The sequence below is a fragment of the Aeromonas sp. 603404 genome (assembly GCF_049171775.1).
Classification (GTDB): domain Bacteria; phylum Pseudomonadota; class Gammaproteobacteria; order Enterobacterales; family Aeromonadaceae; genus Aeromonas; species Aeromonas veronii_A.
On record NZ_JAAKPE010000011.1, the window covers coordinates 43600 to 60034 of the forward strand.

Annotated in this window: 14 protein-coding genes; all 14 read left to right on the top strand. The window is 60.1% G+C overall.

The window, feature by feature from the left end:
• The first annotated feature begins 3 nt into the window (after positions 1–3).
• The 14 genes from ftsL (at position 4) to G5306_RS14760 (ending at position 16426) form a co-directional block, all read left to right on the top strand.
• Positions 4–318, top strand: a complete 315-nt coding sequence (gene ftsL, locus G5306_RS14695; protein WP_216952213.1) for a cell division protein FtsL — start codon at positions 4–6, stop codon at positions 316–318.
• Positions 315–2069 (top strand): penicillin-binding transpeptidase domain-containing protein, encoded by a 1755-nt coding sequence (locus G5306_RS14700; RefSeq protein WP_216952212.1) that lies wholly within the window; start codon positions 315–317, stop codon positions 2067–2069. Before ftsL ends, G5306_RS14700 begins: the two co-directional genes overlap by 4 nt.
• Positions 2053–3534 (top strand): UDP-N-acetylmuramoyl-L-alanyl-D-glutamate--2,6-diaminopimelate ligase, encoded by a 1482-nt coding sequence (murE, locus tag G5306_RS14705; protein ID WP_216952211.1) that lies wholly within the window; start codon positions 2053–2055, stop codon positions 3532–3534. The genes G5306_RS14700 and murE overlap by 17 nt, the downstream gene beginning before the upstream one ends.
• Positions 3531–4886: a UDP-N-acetylmuramoyl-tripeptide--D-alanyl-D-alanine ligase gene (locus G5306_RS14710; RefSeq protein ID WP_421206669.1), complete on the top strand. Its 1356-nt coding sequence runs from the start codon at positions 3531–3533 to the stop codon at positions 4884–4886. Before murE ends, G5306_RS14710 begins: the two co-directional genes overlap by 4 nt.
• The gene (gene mraY, locus G5306_RS14715; RefSeq protein ID WP_005341701.1) at positions 4880–5962 is read left to right on the top strand and encodes a phospho-N-acetylmuramoyl-pentapeptide-transferase; all 1083 of its coding nucleotides are present in this window, start codon (positions 4880–4882) and stop codon (positions 5960–5962) included. The genes G5306_RS14710 and mraY overlap by 7 nt, the downstream gene beginning before the upstream one ends.
• A gap of 4 nt (positions 5963–5966) precedes the next feature.
• Complete coding sequence (gene murD, locus G5306_RS14720) at positions 5967–7250, top strand: UDP-N-acetylmuramoyl-L-alanine--D-glutamate ligase (RefSeq protein WP_216979978.1); 1284 nt, start codon at positions 5967–5969, stop codon at positions 7248–7250.
• On the top strand, positions 7247–8428 hold the full coding sequence (gene ftsW, locus G5306_RS14725) for a cell division protein FtsW (RefSeq protein ID WP_005341699.1): 1182 nt from the start codon (positions 7247–7249) through the stop codon (positions 8426–8428). Before murD ends, ftsW begins: the two co-directional genes overlap by 4 nt.
• Positions 8428–9510, top strand: a complete 1083-nt coding sequence (gene murG / locus G5306_RS14730; RefSeq protein ID WP_421313058.1) for an undecaprenyldiphospho-muramoylpentapeptide beta-N-acetylglucosaminyltransferase — start codon at positions 8428–8430, stop codon at positions 9508–9510. The genes ftsW and murG overlap by 1 nt, the downstream gene beginning before the upstream one ends.
• A 111-nt stretch (positions 9511–9621) precedes the next feature.
• Positions 9622–11076 carry a UDP-N-acetylmuramate--L-alanine ligase gene (gene murC / locus G5306_RS14735; RefSeq protein WP_421313059.1) on the top strand — a complete coding sequence of 485 codons (1455 nt, stop codon included), beginning with the start codon at positions 9622–9624 and terminating at the stop codon, positions 11074–11076.
• A gap of 97 nt (positions 11077–11173) precedes the next feature.
• Positions 11174–11926: a cell division protein FtsQ/DivIB gene (locus G5306_RS14740; RefSeq protein WP_005336149.1), complete on the top strand. Its 753-nt coding sequence runs from the start codon at positions 11174–11176 to the stop codon at positions 11924–11926.
• Positions 11907–13166: a cell division protein FtsA gene (gene ftsA, locus G5306_RS14745; protein WP_005336148.1), complete on the top strand. Its 1260-nt coding sequence runs from the start codon at positions 11907–11909 to the stop codon at positions 13164–13166. The genes G5306_RS14740 and ftsA overlap by 20 nt, the downstream gene beginning before the upstream one ends.
• 39 nt (positions 13167–13205) lie before the next feature.
• Positions 13206–14357 (top strand): cell division protein FtsZ, encoded by a 1152-nt coding sequence (ftsZ, locus tag G5306_RS14750; protein WP_005336147.1) that lies wholly within the window; start codon positions 13206–13208, stop codon positions 14355–14357.
• Positions 14358–14456: 99 nt separating this feature from the next.
• Entirely contained in the window at positions 14457–15380 is a 924-nt protein-coding gene (gene lpxC, locus G5306_RS14755; RefSeq protein ID WP_005336146.1) for a UDP-3-O-acyl-N-acetylglucosamine deacetylase, read from the top strand.
• Positions 15381–15520: 140 nt separating this feature from the next.
• Complete coding sequence (locus G5306_RS14760; protein WP_421313060.1) at positions 15521–16426, top strand: peptidoglycan DD-metalloendopeptidase family protein; 906 nt, start codon at positions 15521–15523, stop codon at positions 16424–16426.
• Positions 16427–16435: the final 9 nt, after the last annotated feature.

Below are 16435 nucleotides of genomic sequence, written 5' to 3' on the forward strand. Positions count from 1 at the left end.
GCGATGAGCGAAGTACGTGTCCACCTAGCCAAGGAGATCGTTGCCGATCTCTGGCGGCACAAGCTGCAGATTTTTCTGTCGGTTGCCGTACTGGTGACCGCGTTTGCCGTGATCCTGGTGACCAACATGACCCGTGGCCTCACCGCCAAACAGAATGACCTAATGGCGGAAGAGGATCGCCTCAATATCGAATGGCGCCACCTCTTGCTGGAGCAGGGCACTCTGGCGGAACACTCCCGGGTCGCCACGCTGGCCATGGACAAGTTGCAAATGGGTCGCCCTCTGGTGACCACCGAGAAGGTAATTACTCTGCCATGAAACGGAAGGCTACAGCCAAAACCGCTAAAGCGAACGTTAAAGCGCCATCTATCTATCCGTGGCGCTTCCGCACGCTGGTCGTATTCATCGGCATCGCCTTTGTCGGGCTGATCCTCCGTCTGGCCTGGATCCAGGTGATCAATCCGGATCGTCTGCGTCAGGAGGGGGACATGCGCTCTCTGCGAACCACCTCCACCCAGGCGGTGCGCGGCATGATCACCGATCGCAATGGTGAACAGCTGGCTGTTTCCGTTCCGGTCGAGGCGGTCTGGGCCGATCCCAAGACTGTGCACGAGTCCGGCGCTATCCACAATGAGCGGGCTTGGATGGCGCTCTCAGCAGTCCTCAAAATCGATATCAATACTCTCAAGCAACGTATAGCCAACCCCAGCAAGCGCTTCGTCTATCTGCAGCGTCAGGTAACGCCCGCTGTCTCTGAATACATCAAGGGGCTCAAGCTGGGTGGTGTCTATCTGCGTCCCGAGTCGCGCCGCTTCTATCCGACTGGCGAAATCAGTGCCCACCTGGTGGGGGTAACCAACATCGATGGCAACGGGATCGAGGGGATCGAGCGCAGCTACAACGAGTGGCTGACGGCGACACCGGGCGAGATGCGGGTGCGCAAGGACCGGCAGGGCAGGGTCATCGAGCGTCTTGGTATCGTCAAAGAGGGCAAGAACGCCAACGATCTGCAGCTCAGCATCGATCAGCGGGTGCAAGCATTGGCCTATCGTGCCCTCAAGCGGGCAACCGACGAGAACAAGGCAACGTCCGGCTCCATGGTGATGCTGGATATCAAGACCGGCGAAGTGCTCGCCATGGTCAATACCCCCTCCTATAACCCGAACAACCGCGGCCAGTATCAGAGTTTCCGGGTACGCAACCGGGTGGTGACCGATACCTACGAGCCGGGCTCCACAGTCAAGCCGCTGATTTTGCTAAGTGCCTTGCAGGCGGGTGTCACCAGCTGGAAGGATTTCATTCCCGGTGGCCCGCTCTTTATTGGTGCCAAGCAGATCAAGGACGTCAGTATTCACAAGGCGACCAACCTTTACGATATCCTGCGCTACTCCTCCAACATCGGCATGTCGCGCATCGCGCTACGGATGCCGGCCCAAGAGATGATCAACACCCTCAGTATGTTCGGTTTCGGCATGGATACCGGCAGCGGACTGATGGGCGAGAGCGGTGGTATGTTGCCTCAGCGTCGGCGCTGGTCCGATATCGAGCGGGCGACCCTTTCATTTGGTTATGGTCTGCGGGTTACCCCGCTGCAACTGGCTTCCGCCTACGCCACCTTGGCCAACAAAGGCAAGCGAGTGCCCATCTCCATCGTCAAGGTGACCACGCCGCCCAAGGGTGAGCAGGTGATCGACCACAACAACGCCTCCGCCATGCTGCAGGCGCTGGAGTACGTGGTCGACAACGCTATTCCCAAAGCCAAGATTCCGGGTTATCGGGTCGGTGGCAAGAGTGGTACCGCCAAGGTCGCCGTTGCCGGAGGCTACGGCAAGGATTACATGGCCTGGTTTGCCGGTTTTGCCCCTGCCAGTAATCCCCGTTTCGTCATGGTGGTGGTGATTAACGAGCCAAAAGGCAGTGCTTACTATGGCGGTGCCGTGGCGACCCCGCCGTTTGCAGAGGCCATGGGCGGGGTACTGCAACTCTTCAACATTCGTCCTGACGCGGTGCCCACAGCGGTGCCCGCCAAACTTGCCCGTACGGAGGCTCCTCTTGTCCCGCGCACTTGATGCATTACTGCGCCCCTTCGGTATCCAGGCGCCGGCGCTCACTCTGACCGATATCCAGCTGGATAGTCGGCGGGTTGGCCCCGGCTCGCTCTTCGTGGCTATTTGCGGTCATCAGGTGGATGGCAGACGTTTCATCGAACAGGCGGTTGCTCAGGGAGCGACCGCTGTTGTGTTTGAGGAGGATGGTGAATTTATCCCACCATCGACTCCGGTTCCCTGTATCGGGATGCGGGATCTGCCCGCTCACCTCTCTGCTCTTGCGGGCTATTTCTACGATCAGCCAGCCCAAAAATTGGATCTGGTCGGGATCACCGGCACCAACGGCAAGAGCACTACCGCTTTGCTGGTCGCCAACTGGCGCACCCTGCTGGGTGGTAAGGCCGGGGTGATGGGCACCATCGGCAACGGCCTGTTTGGCCATCTGATCGAAGCGGAAAATACCACTGGCAGCGCCGTGCAGGTACAAGCCAATCTGGCTGCGCTGCAAGAGCAGGGGGCGGATCTGGTGGCGATGGAGGTCTCCAGCCATGGTCTGGTGCAGCACCGTGTCGCCGCGCTGCCCTTTTCCGCCGCTGTCTTTACCAACCTGAGCCGGGATCACCTCGACTACCACGGCACCATGGAAGCCTATGGCGCGGCCAAGGAGCAGCTGCTGCAGCTGGTCGACGAGTCGAATGCGGTGATTAACCGAGATGACGAATTGGGTGCCAAGTGGCTCGAAAAATACCCGGCAGCGGTGGCTTTCAGTGTGAATGGCCCGATTGAACACCATTTTGGCCGTCAATTAACGGCGCAGCAGCTCGATTTTCACCAGCAAGGTTTTCGCGCGCAGATTAACTCCAGCTGGGGGAATGGTGTATTATCCGCCCCCTTGCTCGGGCGCTTCAACGTCAGCAATGTGCTGGCGGCGATGGGCGTAATGCTGGTGCTCGGTTACGACTTCCATGAGCTACTGGCAACTGCCCCGAAATTGCAGCCAGTGACCGGTCGTATGGAGTGTTTCGGCGGTGGTGATACGCCGCTGGCGGTGGTCGATTACGCCCACACCCCTGATGCGCTGGAAAAGGCATTGCAGGCCCTGCGGGTGCACTGCACCGGCCAGCTTTGGTGTCTGATTGGCTGTGGTGGCGACCGCGATCGCGGCAAGCGTCCCATGATGGCCGCCATGGCCGAGCAGTATGCGGATCGCGTGATCCTGACCGACGACAATCCCCGTACCGAGGAGCCGGCCCGGATCATGGCCGACATGGTGGCGGGTCTTCGCGATCCTGCTGCGGTGCAGGTGGAGCACGACCGGGTCAAGGCGATTGCGCTGGCCATCGGTCAGGCGAGCAAGCAGGACATCATCCTGGTGGCCGGTAAGGGCCATGAGGATTATCAGATCATTGGAACCGACAAGCGGCACTACAGCGACCGGGAAACCGTCGCGGCCGCCTTGCACACATTATTGGAGTCATTCAAATGATGACCCTCAGGCTTGCCGAGCTGGCGCAGGTACTCGATGCCCGTCTGATTGGTGACGATGGCGAGATCACCGTTGTCAGTACCGACACCCGCACTTTGGGCGCGGGTGCCCTGTTCGTTGCCCTGCGCGGCGAGCGTTTCGATGCCCACGATTTTTGCGAGCAGGCTGTTCAGGCAGGGGCCTCTGCTCTGCTGGTCGAGCGTGAGCTGCCGCTGGCCATTCCCCAGCTGGTGGTGGCGGACAGCCTTAAGGGGCTGGGCCGACTCGGCAAGCTGGTGCGCGAGCGCATCAATCCGAAAGTGCTGGCCATTACCGGCAGCTGCGGCAAGACCACGGTGAAGGAGATGGCAACTGCCATCCTGCGCAACGAAGGGGAAGTGCTGGCCACCGCTGGCAACTTCAACAATGAGGTGGGCGTGCCGCTCACCCTGCTGCGCCTCGAGCCGCAACACCAGTTTGCGGTGATGGAGCTGGGAGCAAACCACAAGGGCGAAATCGCTTGGACTACCTCGCTGGCCAAGCCCGATGCCGCCATCATCAACAACGTCGCAGCTGCCCATCTTGAGGGCTTCGGCTCTCTTGAGGGGATCTACCACGCCAAGAGCGAAATTTTTGAGGGCTTGAGCGAAGGCGGCACCGCCATCGTCAACGCCGACAACGAATTCTGGCCGAAGTGGCGCGAGCGTGGCATTCGCTGCGCCTTCTCCATCGAGGATCAGAGCCAGCCGTTCCATGCTCGCGATGTGGTTCTCAACGCTCAGGGTTGTGCCGAGTTCGTCATGGTAACCCCGCAGGGTGAGGTGAGCCTGACTCTGGCGATCCCCGGCCGCCATAACGTGGCCAATGCGCTGGCTGCCGCCGCGGGCTGTCTGGCCCTCGGCGCATCCCTCGACTCCGTCAAGGTGGGGCTGGAGCAGATGGCACCGGTCAAGGGACGCTTCTGCGTCCAGCGCTGGGGCGGTCTGACTCTGGTGGATGATACCTACAATGCCAGCGTGGAGTCCGTGCTGGCGGGCATCGATGCCTTGACCGCCATGAGCGGCTTTAAGGTGCTGGTGTTTGGCGACATGCGGGAACTGGGTGAGGAGTCTGCCGAGCAACATGCCCGGGTTGGCCGTCATGCCCGCGAGTGCGGTCTGGATGCCGTGCTGACAGTAGGGGAACATAGTCGCTATACCGCAGATGCCGCGGCTGGCCGACATTTCGATAACAAGGCGTCGTTGTTTGAAGTGCTTGCGCAAATGATAAATACACATCAGGAAATTTCGATTCTGGTCAAGGGTGCCCGTGGCTCCCGCATGGAAGATATCGTCGAGATGGTCAAAGGCCATCAGGAGTCAGCCACATGCTAGTCTGGCTGGCCGAACTGCTCACCCCGCACTTCACCTTCTTCAACGTCTTCTCCTACCTGACGTTTCGCGCCATCCTGTCGATCATTACCGGTCTGGGAGTTGCGCTCTGGATGGGGCCGCGCCTCATTCGTCGCCTGCAGATCCTGAAGTTCGGTCAGGTGATCCGCAACGATGGTCCCGAGTCCCACCTCAGCAAGCGGGGCACTCCGACCATGGGTGGTCTGATGATCATTGCTGCGATTTTCACGTCTGTGCTGCTCTGGTGCCGCCTCGACAACCCCTATGTCTGGCTGGTGCTGTTTGTGCTGGGTGCCTATGGCGCCATCGGCTTTGCCGACGACTACCTTAAGGTGGTGCGCAAGAATACCGACGGCCTGATCGCCCGCTGGAAGTACTTCTGGCAATCCGCCGTTGCGCTGGGAGTGGCTGTATTCCTCTACGCCACGGCCACCCATGATGGTCAGACCCAGCTGGTGGTGCCCTTCCTCAAGGATGTGATGCCGCAACTTGGCCTGATGTTTATCCTGCTCACCTACTTCGTCATTGTTGGTACCTCCAACGCGGTCAACCTGACCGATGGTCTGGATGGCTTGGCCATCATGCCGACCGTGATGGTGGCGGGCGGCTTTGCGTTTATCGCCTGGGCAACCGGCAACGTCAACTTCGCCAGTTACCTGCATATTCCCTATGTTCCCTATACCTCCGAGCTGGTGATCGTCTGTACTGCCATCGTCGGGGCAGGTCTGGGCTTTCTCTGGTTCAACACCTATCCGGCACAGGTCTTCATGGGGGACGTCGGTTCCCTGGCATTGGGCGGCGCGCTCGGCACCATCGCCGTGCTGGTACGCCAGGAGTTCCTGCTGGTGATCATGGGCGGTGTCTTCGTGATGGAGACTGTCTCGGTGATCCTGCAGGTGGGGTCTTACAAGCTGCGCGGCGTGCGGATCTTCCGCATGGCGCCGATCCATCACCACTACGAGAAGAAGGGCTGGCCGGAGCCGCGCGTTATCGTGCGTTTCTGGATCATCACCCTCGTGCTGGTGCTGCTGGGTCTTGCCACCCTGAAGGTGAGGTAAGGCCATGGTCATCGTTATCGGACTCGGCAAAACCGGACTCTCCTGCGTCGACTACTTCCTCGGCCGTGGTGTCACCCCACTGGTGATGGACACTCGCGCCAACCCGCCCGGCAAGGATCAACTACCTGCCGAGGTGGAACTCATTTACGGGCTGGATGGTGAGCGACTCAAACAGGCGCATATGATCGTCGCGAGCCCGGGCATTGCCCTGGCTACCCCTGAATTGAAAGCGGCTGCCGAATGTGGTGTGCAGATCGTCGGCGATATCGAGTTGTTCGTTCGCGAGACCGAGACACCGGTCATCGCCATCACAGGTTCCAATGGCAAGAGCACTGTCACGACCCTGGTGGGTGAGATGATTGCCGAAGCCGGGCTCAAGGTGGGCGTGGGCGGCAATATCGGTACGCCTGCGCTGGAGCTGCTCAAGCAGCCGATGGATCTCTGCGTACTGGAGCTATCCAGCTTCCAGTTGGAGACCACTCACAGCCTGCGTGCTGCCGCCTCTGTGGTGCTGAACCTCTCTGAAGATCACATGGATCGCTATCAGGGTATGGCCGACTACCGTGCCGCCAAGATGGAGATCCATCAGCACTCCAAACACATTCTGGTCAATCGCGACGATCCCCAGACTTTGCCCGATGTGGGTCAGGTGTGGCAGAGCTTCGGTCTTGACTGCAATGGCTATGGCCGCTGCCTGCTGGATGGCCGCTACTGGTTGACCCTGCACGGCGAGCCGCTGCTGGCGGTGGACGAGATGAAGATCGTCGGTGCCCACAATCAGGCCAACGCGCTGGCCGCCATGGCGCTGTGCGATGCGGTCGGCATTCCCCGCGCTGCCCAGCTCACCGTGCTGCGCCGCTTTGAAGGCTTGCCCCACCGTGCCCGTTTCGTGCGCGAAGTGAACGGGGTGCGCTGGATCAACGACTCCAAAGCCACCAACGTGGGAGCTACGCTAGCTGCCGTTGCCGGTGTGCGCGAGTCGGTCAAGGGGCGCCTGTTGCTGCTGGCCGGTGGTCAGGGCAAGGGGCAGGATTTTGGCCCGATCCAGGCGCTGCTGGGCAACCAGATCGATCACATGTACTGCTTCGGTCAGGATGCCGAGGTGCTGCTGGCGCTGGGTGAGCAGACCGAACGGGTGGCCGACCTGGCCGCTGCGGTTGCCAAGGCGGCTGCCGATGCCAAGCCCGGTGACTGGGTGCTGCTGGCGCCAGCCTGTGCCAGCCTCGATCAGTTCAAGTCGTTCGAGGTGCGTGGCGATCGCTTTACCGAGATGGTGATGGCGCTATGAATGCCCTTCGCGCAGCCGCAGGTCTGTTCCAGCGCTGGCTATTGCCGGCGCGCCCTGCCGGCCTCTATGACCGGCAGTTGGTGTTGCTGGCGCTCTCCCTGATGGCGGTCGGGGTGGTGATCGTGGCATCAGCCTCGATCCCGGAGGGGATCTCCCTGGGGGATGATCCCTTCATGTTTGTGAAGCGTCACGCCATGTTTCTGGTGATGGCGCTCGGTATCTCCTGGTTTGTGTTGCAGGTGCCGATGGCGCGCTGGCAGGAGTACAACGGACCCATGCTGTTGCTGGCCATTCTGCTGCTGGTACTGGTGCTGGTGGTCGGGCGCAATGTCAACGGTGCGGTGCGCTGGCTGCCACTGGGCCCCTTCAACCTGCAGCCGGCCGAGTTTGGCAAGCTGGCGCTATTCGTCTATCTGGCCGGTTATCTGGTGCGGCGTCAGAACGAGGTGCGTGAAGCCTGGCTTGGCTTCCTGAAACCCCTGGCAGTATTCGGGGTGCTGGCGATCCTGTTGCTGCTGCAACCGGATCTGGGGTCGACCGTGGTGATGTTCGTCACCTCGTTCGGCATGCTGTTTCTGGCTGGCGCCAAACTGTGGCAGTTCATGATCCTTATCGGTGGCGGTCTTGGCGGGGTGATCATGCTGATCATCGTCGAGCCATACCGGATGCGTCGGGTGACCTCTTTTATGGATCCCTGGGCCGATCCGTTTGGCAGTGGCTACCAGTTGACCCAGTCGCTGATGGCGTTTGGCCGTGGCAGCTGGTTTGGCGAAGGGCTTGGCAACTCCATCCAGAAGATGGAGTACCTGCCGGAAGCGCATACCGACTTCGTGTTTGCGATCCTCGGCGAAGAGCTGGGTTACGTCGGGGTACTGGGCGCCCTGTGTCTCATCTTTGCGTTGGCGATCAAGGCGTTGAAGCTGGGGCATCGCGCCCTGCAAGCCGACCGCCTCTATGATGGCTATCTGGCTATCGGTATCGGCATCTGGTTCAGTTTCCAGACTTTCGTCAACGTTGGCGCAGCCAGCGGCATGATGCCGACCAAGGGGTTGACCCTGCCGCTGGTCAGTTACGGTGGCTCGAGTCTCATCATCATGACAGTGGCGGTGAGCATGTTGATTCGAATCGATTTTGAGTTGCGTCAGGCGACTGCCCAGGCGCGGGTGCGGGAGGTTTAGTGAGCAAGACGCTGTTGGTGATGGCAGGTGGTACCGGGGGGCATGTATTTCCCGGTCTGGCCGTGGCCGATCGACTGAGGGAGCAGGGCTGGACTGTCCACTGGCTGGGGACGGCGGACCGGATGGAGGCGGAGCTGGTGCCCGCCCATGGTTATCCCATCTCCTTCATCGATATTCAGGGGGTGCGTGGCAACGGCATCAAGCGACTGCTGATGGCGCCCTATCGTATCGTCAAATCGATCTTGCAGGCGCGTCAGGTGCTCAAGACCGTTCGCCCTGATGTTGTGCTCGGTATGGGGGGCTTCGCCTCCGGTCCGGGCGGCGTGGCTGCCTGGTTCTCCGGCATCCCGTTGCTGCTCCATGAGCAAAATGCCGCTGCCGGCATGACCAACAAGCTGCTGGCGCGTATTGCCAAGCGGGTGCTGATGGCATTTCCGGGTGCCTTCGCGCCGAGCCGCCGTACCGCCGTGGTAGGCAATCCGGTGCGTCCCGAAGTGGTCGCCCTGCCGGATCCGCAGCTTCGCAGCGAAGCCGAGCCGCTGCATCTGCTGATCGTCGGTGGCAGCCTGGGTGCCCGGGTGCTCAACCAGCAGGTACCCGCTGCGGTGGCGGCGGCTGGTGTGCCTATCGAGGTGCGTCACCAGTGTGGCAAGGGCAATGCCGAGACGGTGTCTGCTGCCTATGCCCAGCACGGCATCAATGCCGAGGTGAGTGAATTTATCAAGGATATGGCCGGCGCCTATGCCTGGGCCGATCTGGTTGTCTGCCGGGCGGGAGCCCTGACGGTATCCGAGGTGGCTGCCGCCGGGGTGGCAGCCATTTTCGTCCCGCTGCCCCATGCAGTGGATGATCACCAGACCCGTAACGCTCTGACTCTGGTCGACGGTGGTGCGGCCGAATTCCTGCCCCAATCCGAGCTGACCACCACCTCGCTGGCGGCGCGCCTCTCCTGGCTGGCCGGCCGCAGGGAGACCCTGTTCAACATGGCTCAGGCCGCCCGTCGCGTTGCCATTACCGATGCGGCCGAGCGGGTTGCCGATGAGTGCAAGCGGCTCGCAACCGGGCAGAGTGGTAAAGATTAATGAGCAAGGTTGCAGTGGTGACACCGTGCAACCTTGTACCTGTATGTATTGATGCCGCTGTGCAGCCGAGCTTTGACGGTACATGGCCTGCGGCAGACTAAAGAGACGATTATGACCAAGGTTGAACTGGCAAAATTGCGTACTGTGATCCCCGAAATGCGCCGCGTGCGTCGCATCCACTTTATCGGCATCGGTGGTGCCGGTATGGGCGGGATCGCCGAAGTGCTTGCCAACGAAGGGTATCAGGTAACGGGTTCGGATCTGGCTCGCAACGCTGTGACTGAACGGTTGGCCGGACTGGGCGCTCACATCTTCGTCGGTCACAGTGCCGAGCATGTCGAGGGGGCCAGCGTGGTCGTGGTCTCCACCGCCATCAAGCAGGACAACCCGGAGCTGCTGGCCGCCCGCGAGCTACGTATTCCGGTGGTTCGTCGCGCCGAGATGCTGGCCGAGCTGATGCGTTTCCGCCACGGTATCGCCATCGCCGGTACCCACGGCAAGACCACCACCACCAGTCTGGTGGCGAGCATCTATGCCGAAGCCGATCGCGACCCGACCTTCGTCATCGGTGGCCTGCTCAACAGTGCCGGCACCAATGCCCGCCTGGGCAGCAGCCGCTACCTGATTGCCGAGGCGGACGAGAGCGACGCCTCTTTCCTACATCTGCAGCCGATGGTCTCTATCGTGACCAACATCGAAGCGGATCACATGGATACCTACGGCGGTGACTTCTCCAGGCTGAAGGCCACCTTCATCGAGTTTCTGCACAATCTGCCCTTCTACGGACTGGCGGTGGTCTGCATCGATGATCCGGTGATCCGTGGCATGTTGCCGGAGATTGCCCGCCCGACCCTGACCTACGGTCTCTCTGAAGACGCTGACGTGCAGGTACTGGATTTTGTCCAGACCAACAACCACAGCCGCTTCCGGGTGCGCCGCAAAGAGGCGGGTGAACTGCAAGTCACCCTTAATTTGCCGGGCATTCACAACGCCTTAAACGCCGCCGCGGCGATAGCTGTCGCGACGGAAGACGGTGTTAGCGATGAGGCCATCATCTCTGCTCTGGCCAAATTTGAAGGGGTTGGTCGTCGCTTCCAGCAGTATGGCGAGTTTGAAACCGGTCGCGGCAAGGCGATGCTGGTGGACGATTATGGACACCACCCGAGCGAAGTGAAGGTCACTATCAATGCCGCCCGTGCCGGTTGGCCCGAGAAGCGTCTGGTGATGGTGTTCCAGCCGCACCGTTATACCCGCACCCGCGACCTCTATGAGGACTTCGCCGATGTGCTCTCCAAGGTAGACGTGCTGGTGATGCTGGAGGTTTATGCTGCCGGCGAGGATCCGATCCCGGGGGCTGACGGTCGTGCGCTGTGCCGCTCCATCCGCTCGCGCGGCAACCTGGAACCCGTCTTCGTCGCTACACCGGATGACGTGCCAGCCGTGCTGGCCGACCTGATTGGCGAGGGGGATTTGGTTCTGACTCAAGGCGCCGGGAACGTCGGGGCACTGGCCCGTCGTCTCGGAGAGATGAAATTGAGCATAGATAGCATGAAATCTGGCGCCTGAGGGCCCAATGAGTATTTTGACCGCCAAGCCGGGGCCTATATAATGGCGAACCGGTCTGTCAAAGGCCGGTTTAGCGCGTTACACGGGGATCGATCGGGTGGAGGCAAGGGCACAGGGGCGCACCAAGGGTGGCTTCATCGCAGGGGTAGCATTTTTCCTGCTGGTGATATGGGGCTGCTACCGGACGGCGCTGGATGTTAAAGGTTGGCTGACAGATGCCAACCGGTTGCCCATGAGCGAGCTGTTGCTGCAGGGGCAACACCAGTATTTGCAAACCGAAGAGCTGCGGATGGCCGTGCTGGATGGCGCCGAGCTGCGCAACTTCTTCGAATTGGACGTCAACGAATTGCAGGCAAGGCTCAATGCCCTGCCATGGGTGGCCTCGGTCTCGGTACGAAAGAAGTGGCCGAACAAGATCAAGATCTACCTCACGGAACAAGATGTGGCGGCGCGCTGGAATGGCAACCGCTTCGTCAACACCAAGGGCAAGGTATTCAGTGCCCCGGATCGGGTCAAGACGCCGCTGTTGCAGCTGTCAGGGCCGGATGACCAGGCTGCCCGGGTGTTGAAAGAGAGTCGGCAGTACGAGTCGCAACTGGCTGCCAAGGGATACAAGTTGCTGGGGGTGAATCTGACCCCCCGCCATGCCTGGGAACTGACCCTGGATGGCAATATCAAGCTGTTTCTGGGTCGCAACGACATTGCGCTCCGGCTGCAGCGGTTTATCGATGCCTTCCCGGTTATCGAACCCCGTGCGCAAGTTGCCTACGTGGATCTTCGATACGACACCGGAATGGCAGTTGGCTGGAAGAAGAGCGAAGAGAAAGTGCATGACCAACACCGCAGATAGGAATTTGATTGTCGGACTGGATATCGGCACAACCAAGGTGGCGGTTCTGGTCGGGGAAGTATTGCCGGACGGTGAGCTGAACGTCATCGGTATGGGCAGTCACGCCTCCCGCGGGATGGAGAAGGGCGGGGTCAACGATCTCGACTCCGTGGTCAAGTCATTGCGCCGTGCGGTGGAAGAGGCCGAGATGATGGCCGACTGCCAGATCAGCTCGGTTTATCTGGGTTTGTCCGGCAAGCATATCGACTGCCGCAACGAGACCGGCATGGTGCCCATCTCCGATGAGGAGGTGACCCAGGAGGATGTGGACAACGTGATCCACACCGCCAAGTCGGTTCGCCTCTCCGACGAGCTGCGTGTGCTGCACGTGCTGCCCCAGGAGTTTGCGATCGACTATCAGGAAGGGATCAAGAATCCGGTCGGCCTCTCCGGCGTGCGGATGGCGGCCAAGGTTCACCTGATCACCTGCCACAACGACATGGCTCGCAACATCGAGAAGTGTGTGGAGAAGGTCGGTTTGCGCGTGGATCAACTGATCTTCTCCGCGCTGGCCTCCAGCTATGCCGTATTGACCGAAGACGAGAAAGAGCTGGGTGTCTGCGTGGTGGATATCGGTGGCGGTACCATGGATATGTCGCTGTTTACCGGCGGTGCCCTGCGCCACACCAAGGTGATCCCGTATGCTGGCAGCACTGTGACCAGCGACATCGCCTACGCCTTCGGCACGCCGCCGCTCGACGCGGAAGCGATCAAGGTGCGTTACGGTTGCGCCCTCGGTCGTCTGGTCAGCAAGGAAGACAATATTGAAGTACCCAGTGTCGGTGGTCGCCCGGCGCGCAGCCTGCAACGGCAGACACTGGCTGAAGTGATTGAGCCCCGTTACACCGAGTTGCTCTCCATGGTGAATGATGAGCTGGTGCGGGTACAAAGCGAGTTGAAAGCGCAGGGGGTCAAGCATCAGCTGGCAGCCGGTGTGGTCTTGACCGGCGGCGCTGCCCAGATTGAAGGTATTGTGGAGTGTGCAGAGCAGATCTTCCAGAGCCAGGTCCGGGTGGGAGAGCCCATGAACATACGTGGTTTGAGTGATTACGTGCAGGCACCGGTGTACTCGACTGCGGTCGGGTTGCTGCAATATGGCCGCACCCATCAAGCCACAGGTAGCAACAAAGAATATGCCGCCAAGGCAAGCGTCGGTGGCCTGGTCAAACGGGTTAGCAACTGGCTGCGTGGCGAGTTCTAAGAATTTTGCTGAGTCAGGCAAATAAAGCGGAGAGACAACATGTTTGAATTTATGGATAGCCACACTGACGAAGCCGTCATTAAAGTGATCGGTGTAGGTGGCGGCGGCGGTAACGCTGTCGAACACATGGTTCGTCAAAATATTGAGGGTGTTGAGTTTATTACCGTCAACACCGACGCCCAGGCACTGCGTAACTCCAGCGCCAACACTACCCTGCAGATCGGCGGTGGCATCACCAAGGGTCTGGGTGCCGGCGCCAATCCGGAAGTGGGTCGTGATGCGGCCATGGAAGATCGCGAAGCGCTGCGTGAGCTGCTGACCGGTTCCGACATGGTGTTCATCGCCGCCGGTATGGGCGGTGGTACCGGTACCGGTGCTGCGCCGATCGTGGCCGAAGTGGCACGCGAGATGGGCATCCTGACCGTTGCTGTGGTGACCAAGCCGTTCTCCTTTGAAGGGAAGAAGCGGATGGGTTTCGCCGCCCACGGTATCGAAGAGCTCTCCAAAAACGTCGACTCCCTGATCACCATCCCCAACGACAAGTTGCTGAAGGTGCTGGGTCGCGGTATCTCCCTGCTGGATGCCTTCAAGGCGGCCAACGATGTACTGCTTGGCGCGGTACAGGGCATTGCCGAGCTGATCACCCGTCCGGGCTTGATCAACGTCGACTTCGCGGACGTGCGTACCGTGATGCGTGAAATGGGTACCGCCATGATGGGTACCGGTTCCGCCTCCGGTGATGACCGTGCCGAAGAAGCGGCCGAGAAAGCCATCTCCAGCCCGCTGCTGGAAGACGTGGATCTGGCTGGTGCCCGTGGCATCCTGGTCAACATCACCGCCGGCATGGACATGACCATCGAAGAGTTCGAAACCGTGGGTAACGCGGTCAAGGCCTTCGCTTCCGAGAACGCCACTGTAGTAGTGGGTACCGTAATCGATCCGGAAATGCACGACGAACTGCGTGTGACTGTGGTTGCTACCGGTATCGGTGCCGAGCGCAAGCCGGACATCACGCTAGTCAAGAGCAGCCAGGTGCAAGAGCGCCCGGTGCGTCAGCCGCTAGTTAGCGACATGATGCAGGGCCGCGTGATGGACGAAGCCCCGGCCAAGGTGGTCAACGCCGAGCCGCAAGCCCGTCGTGAACCGGATTATCTGGATATTCCGGCGTTCCTGCGCAAGCAGGCAGACTGAGTCTCTTATGAGGCGTGTTTGTCTGTTGCTTAAGGAATGTGCTAAGATGGCCTGCCAACGACCATCTGGTCCGGATTTTAAGCTGTTTAGGGTACACCCATGATTAGACAAAGAACCTTGAAAACGAGTGTTCAGGCGACTGGCGTCGGCCTGCATTCGGGCCGGAAAGTCACCATGACATTCCGTCCGGCTCCTGTGAATACAGGGATCGTTTACTTGCGTACCGACCTGAATCCTGTGGTGGAGCTGCCAGCCAATGCCGATCAGGTGCGTGATACCGTGCTCTGTACCGCTCTGGTCAACGAAGCCGGCGTGCGTGTCTCTACCATTGAGCACCTCTCCGCCGCGTTGGCCGGGATGGGGATCGACAACCTCTACGTCGAGGTTGACGCGCCCGAGATCCCGGTAATGGACGGCAGTGCGCATCCCTTTATCTACCTGCTGCAGGAAGTCGGGATCCGTGAGCAAAATGCTGCCAAGCAGTTTGTGCGGATAAAGAAGAGCATCCGGGTTGAAGATGGCGACAAGTGGGCGGAATTCCACCCTTATCGCAACGGCTTCAAGATGGATCTCGAGATCGATTTCCAGCATCCGGTCTTTGAAGGGCGCAACCAGCGTTGTGTACTGGATTTCTCCGGTGCCTCCTTCGTGAAAGAGATCAGCCGCGCCCGTACTTTCGGGTTCATGCGTGATATCGAGTACCTGCGTTCCCAGAACCTGGCGCTGGGCGGAAGCCTGGAAAATGCCGTGGTACTGGATGACTACCGGGTACTGAACGAAGATGGTCTGCGTTACGAGGACGAGTTCGTCAAGCACAAGATGCTGGACGCAATCGGTGACCTCTATATGTGCAACCGCAGCATTATCGGTGAGTTCCGCGCTTACAAGACAGGGCATGCCCTGAACAACAAACTGCTGCGTGCCCTGCTGGCCGAGCAGGAGGCTTGGGAACTGGTGACCTTCGAGGGTGAGGGCGACAAAGCGCCTATCGCTTACTACGATAACGGTCTGGTTCTGGCCTGATAGCTGTGCAACGGAACGTCGGTCCCCTCTCCGCACCGACGTTCCGTCATTTGTTTACTCCATCCTTTAATACCGACTATCTCCCGGTTTTATTTCCCGTGCAGGCCCATGGCCGCACCTGACCGAGCAGACTGATTTCTATGAGCATTACCCTGATCCTCCACGGCAAGCAGCGACGCAGGTTGCACTTACCAAAACAACGTCTGGCATGGGTCGGCGGTATTGTTTTCTCCCTGTTGGCCTTTGGTGGCGGCTGGCTCTGGCAGAGCTGGCAGCAGAAGATGGATGCGCTTGAAGTGGCGCTGGCCATGGCCGAACAGCGTTCCGTAGACCAGAGTGGCGATGAGGCCCGCGAGCAGCTGGCGATGCTGGCAGCCCAGGTGGGCACCATGCAGGGCCAGCTTGGCCGCCTGAATGCCCTTGGTGAACGACTGACCGAGCAGGCCGACCTCGATCCCGAAGAGTTCAATTTCAAAGAGCTGCCCCCGATGGGTGGCCCCTCTTACGATGAAGATCTGGAAGTGAGCCTCAACGAGCTGCAAGCCTCCATGAAACATCTCAGCCAACAGCTCAGCAGTCGTGAAGAGCAGCTGTCGGTACTTGAATCTTTCATCATGAATCACCATATCACCGATGCCGGTTTTATTTCCGGCACGCCGGTCAAGCAGGAGCGAGTCTGGGTCTCGTCCGGCTTTGGCGGACGGGTCGATCCGTTCAACGGGCGTGCCAAGATGCACAAAGGGGTGGATTACCGTGGCAAACCCGGGACCCCCATTCTGGCCACAGGACCCGGCATTGTCAGCTGGGCCGGCCGTCATCCGGAATTTGGCAACATGGTGGAGATTAATCACGGCAATGGTCTGGTCACCCGCTATGCCCACAACTCCAAGTTGCTGGTCGAGGTGGGTACCCTGGTTGATCAGGGGCAGAAGATTGCCTTGATGGGACGCACCGGTCGCGCGACCGGGGTCCATTTGCATTACGAAGTGTTGAAAGATGGTCGTCAGGTAAACCCCGCACGCTTTCTCAGTGCCAGCCGGGGTTAGGTTTTTTTC

Coding starts and splice junctions, on each gene's coding strand:
- G5306_RS14700 (WP_216952212.1), top strand. CDS start 315: ATGAAACGGAAGGCTACAGCCAAAACCGCTAAAGCGAACGTTAAAGCG.
- ftsZ (WP_005336147.1), top strand. CDS start 13,206: ATGTTTGAATTTATGGATAGCCACACTGACGAAGCCGTCATTAAAGTG.
- lpxC (WP_005336146.1), top strand. CDS start 14,457: ATGATTAGACAAAGAACCTTGAAAACGAGTGTTCAGGCGACTGGCGTC.
- ftsA (WP_005336148.1), top strand. CDS start 11,907: ATGACCAACACCGCAGATAGGAATTTGATTGTCGGACTGGATATCGGC.
- mraY (WP_005341701.1), top strand. CDS start 4,880: ATGCTAGTCTGGCTGGCCGAACTGCTCACCCCGCACTTCACCTTCTTC.
- ftsL (WP_216952213.1), top strand. CDS start 4: ATGAGCGAAGTACGTGTCCACCTAGCCAAGGAGATCGTTGCCGATCTC.
- ftsW (WP_005341699.1), top strand. CDS start 7,247: ATGAATGCCCTTCGCGCAGCCGCAGGTCTGTTCCAGCGCTGGCTATTG.
- murD (WP_216979978.1), top strand. CDS start 5,967: ATGGTCATCGTTATCGGACTCGGCAAAACCGGACTCTCCTGCGTCGAC.
- G5306_RS14760 (WP_421313060.1), top strand. CDS start 15,521: ATGAGCATTACCCTGATCCTCCACGGCAAGCAGCGACGCAGGTTGCAC.
- G5306_RS14710 (WP_421206669.1), top strand. CDS start 3,531: ATGATGACCCTCAGGCTTGCCGAGCTGGCGCAGGTACTCGATGCCCGT.
- murC (WP_421313059.1), top strand. CDS start 9,622: ATGACCAAGGTTGAACTGGCAAAATTGCGTACTGTGATCCCCGAAATG.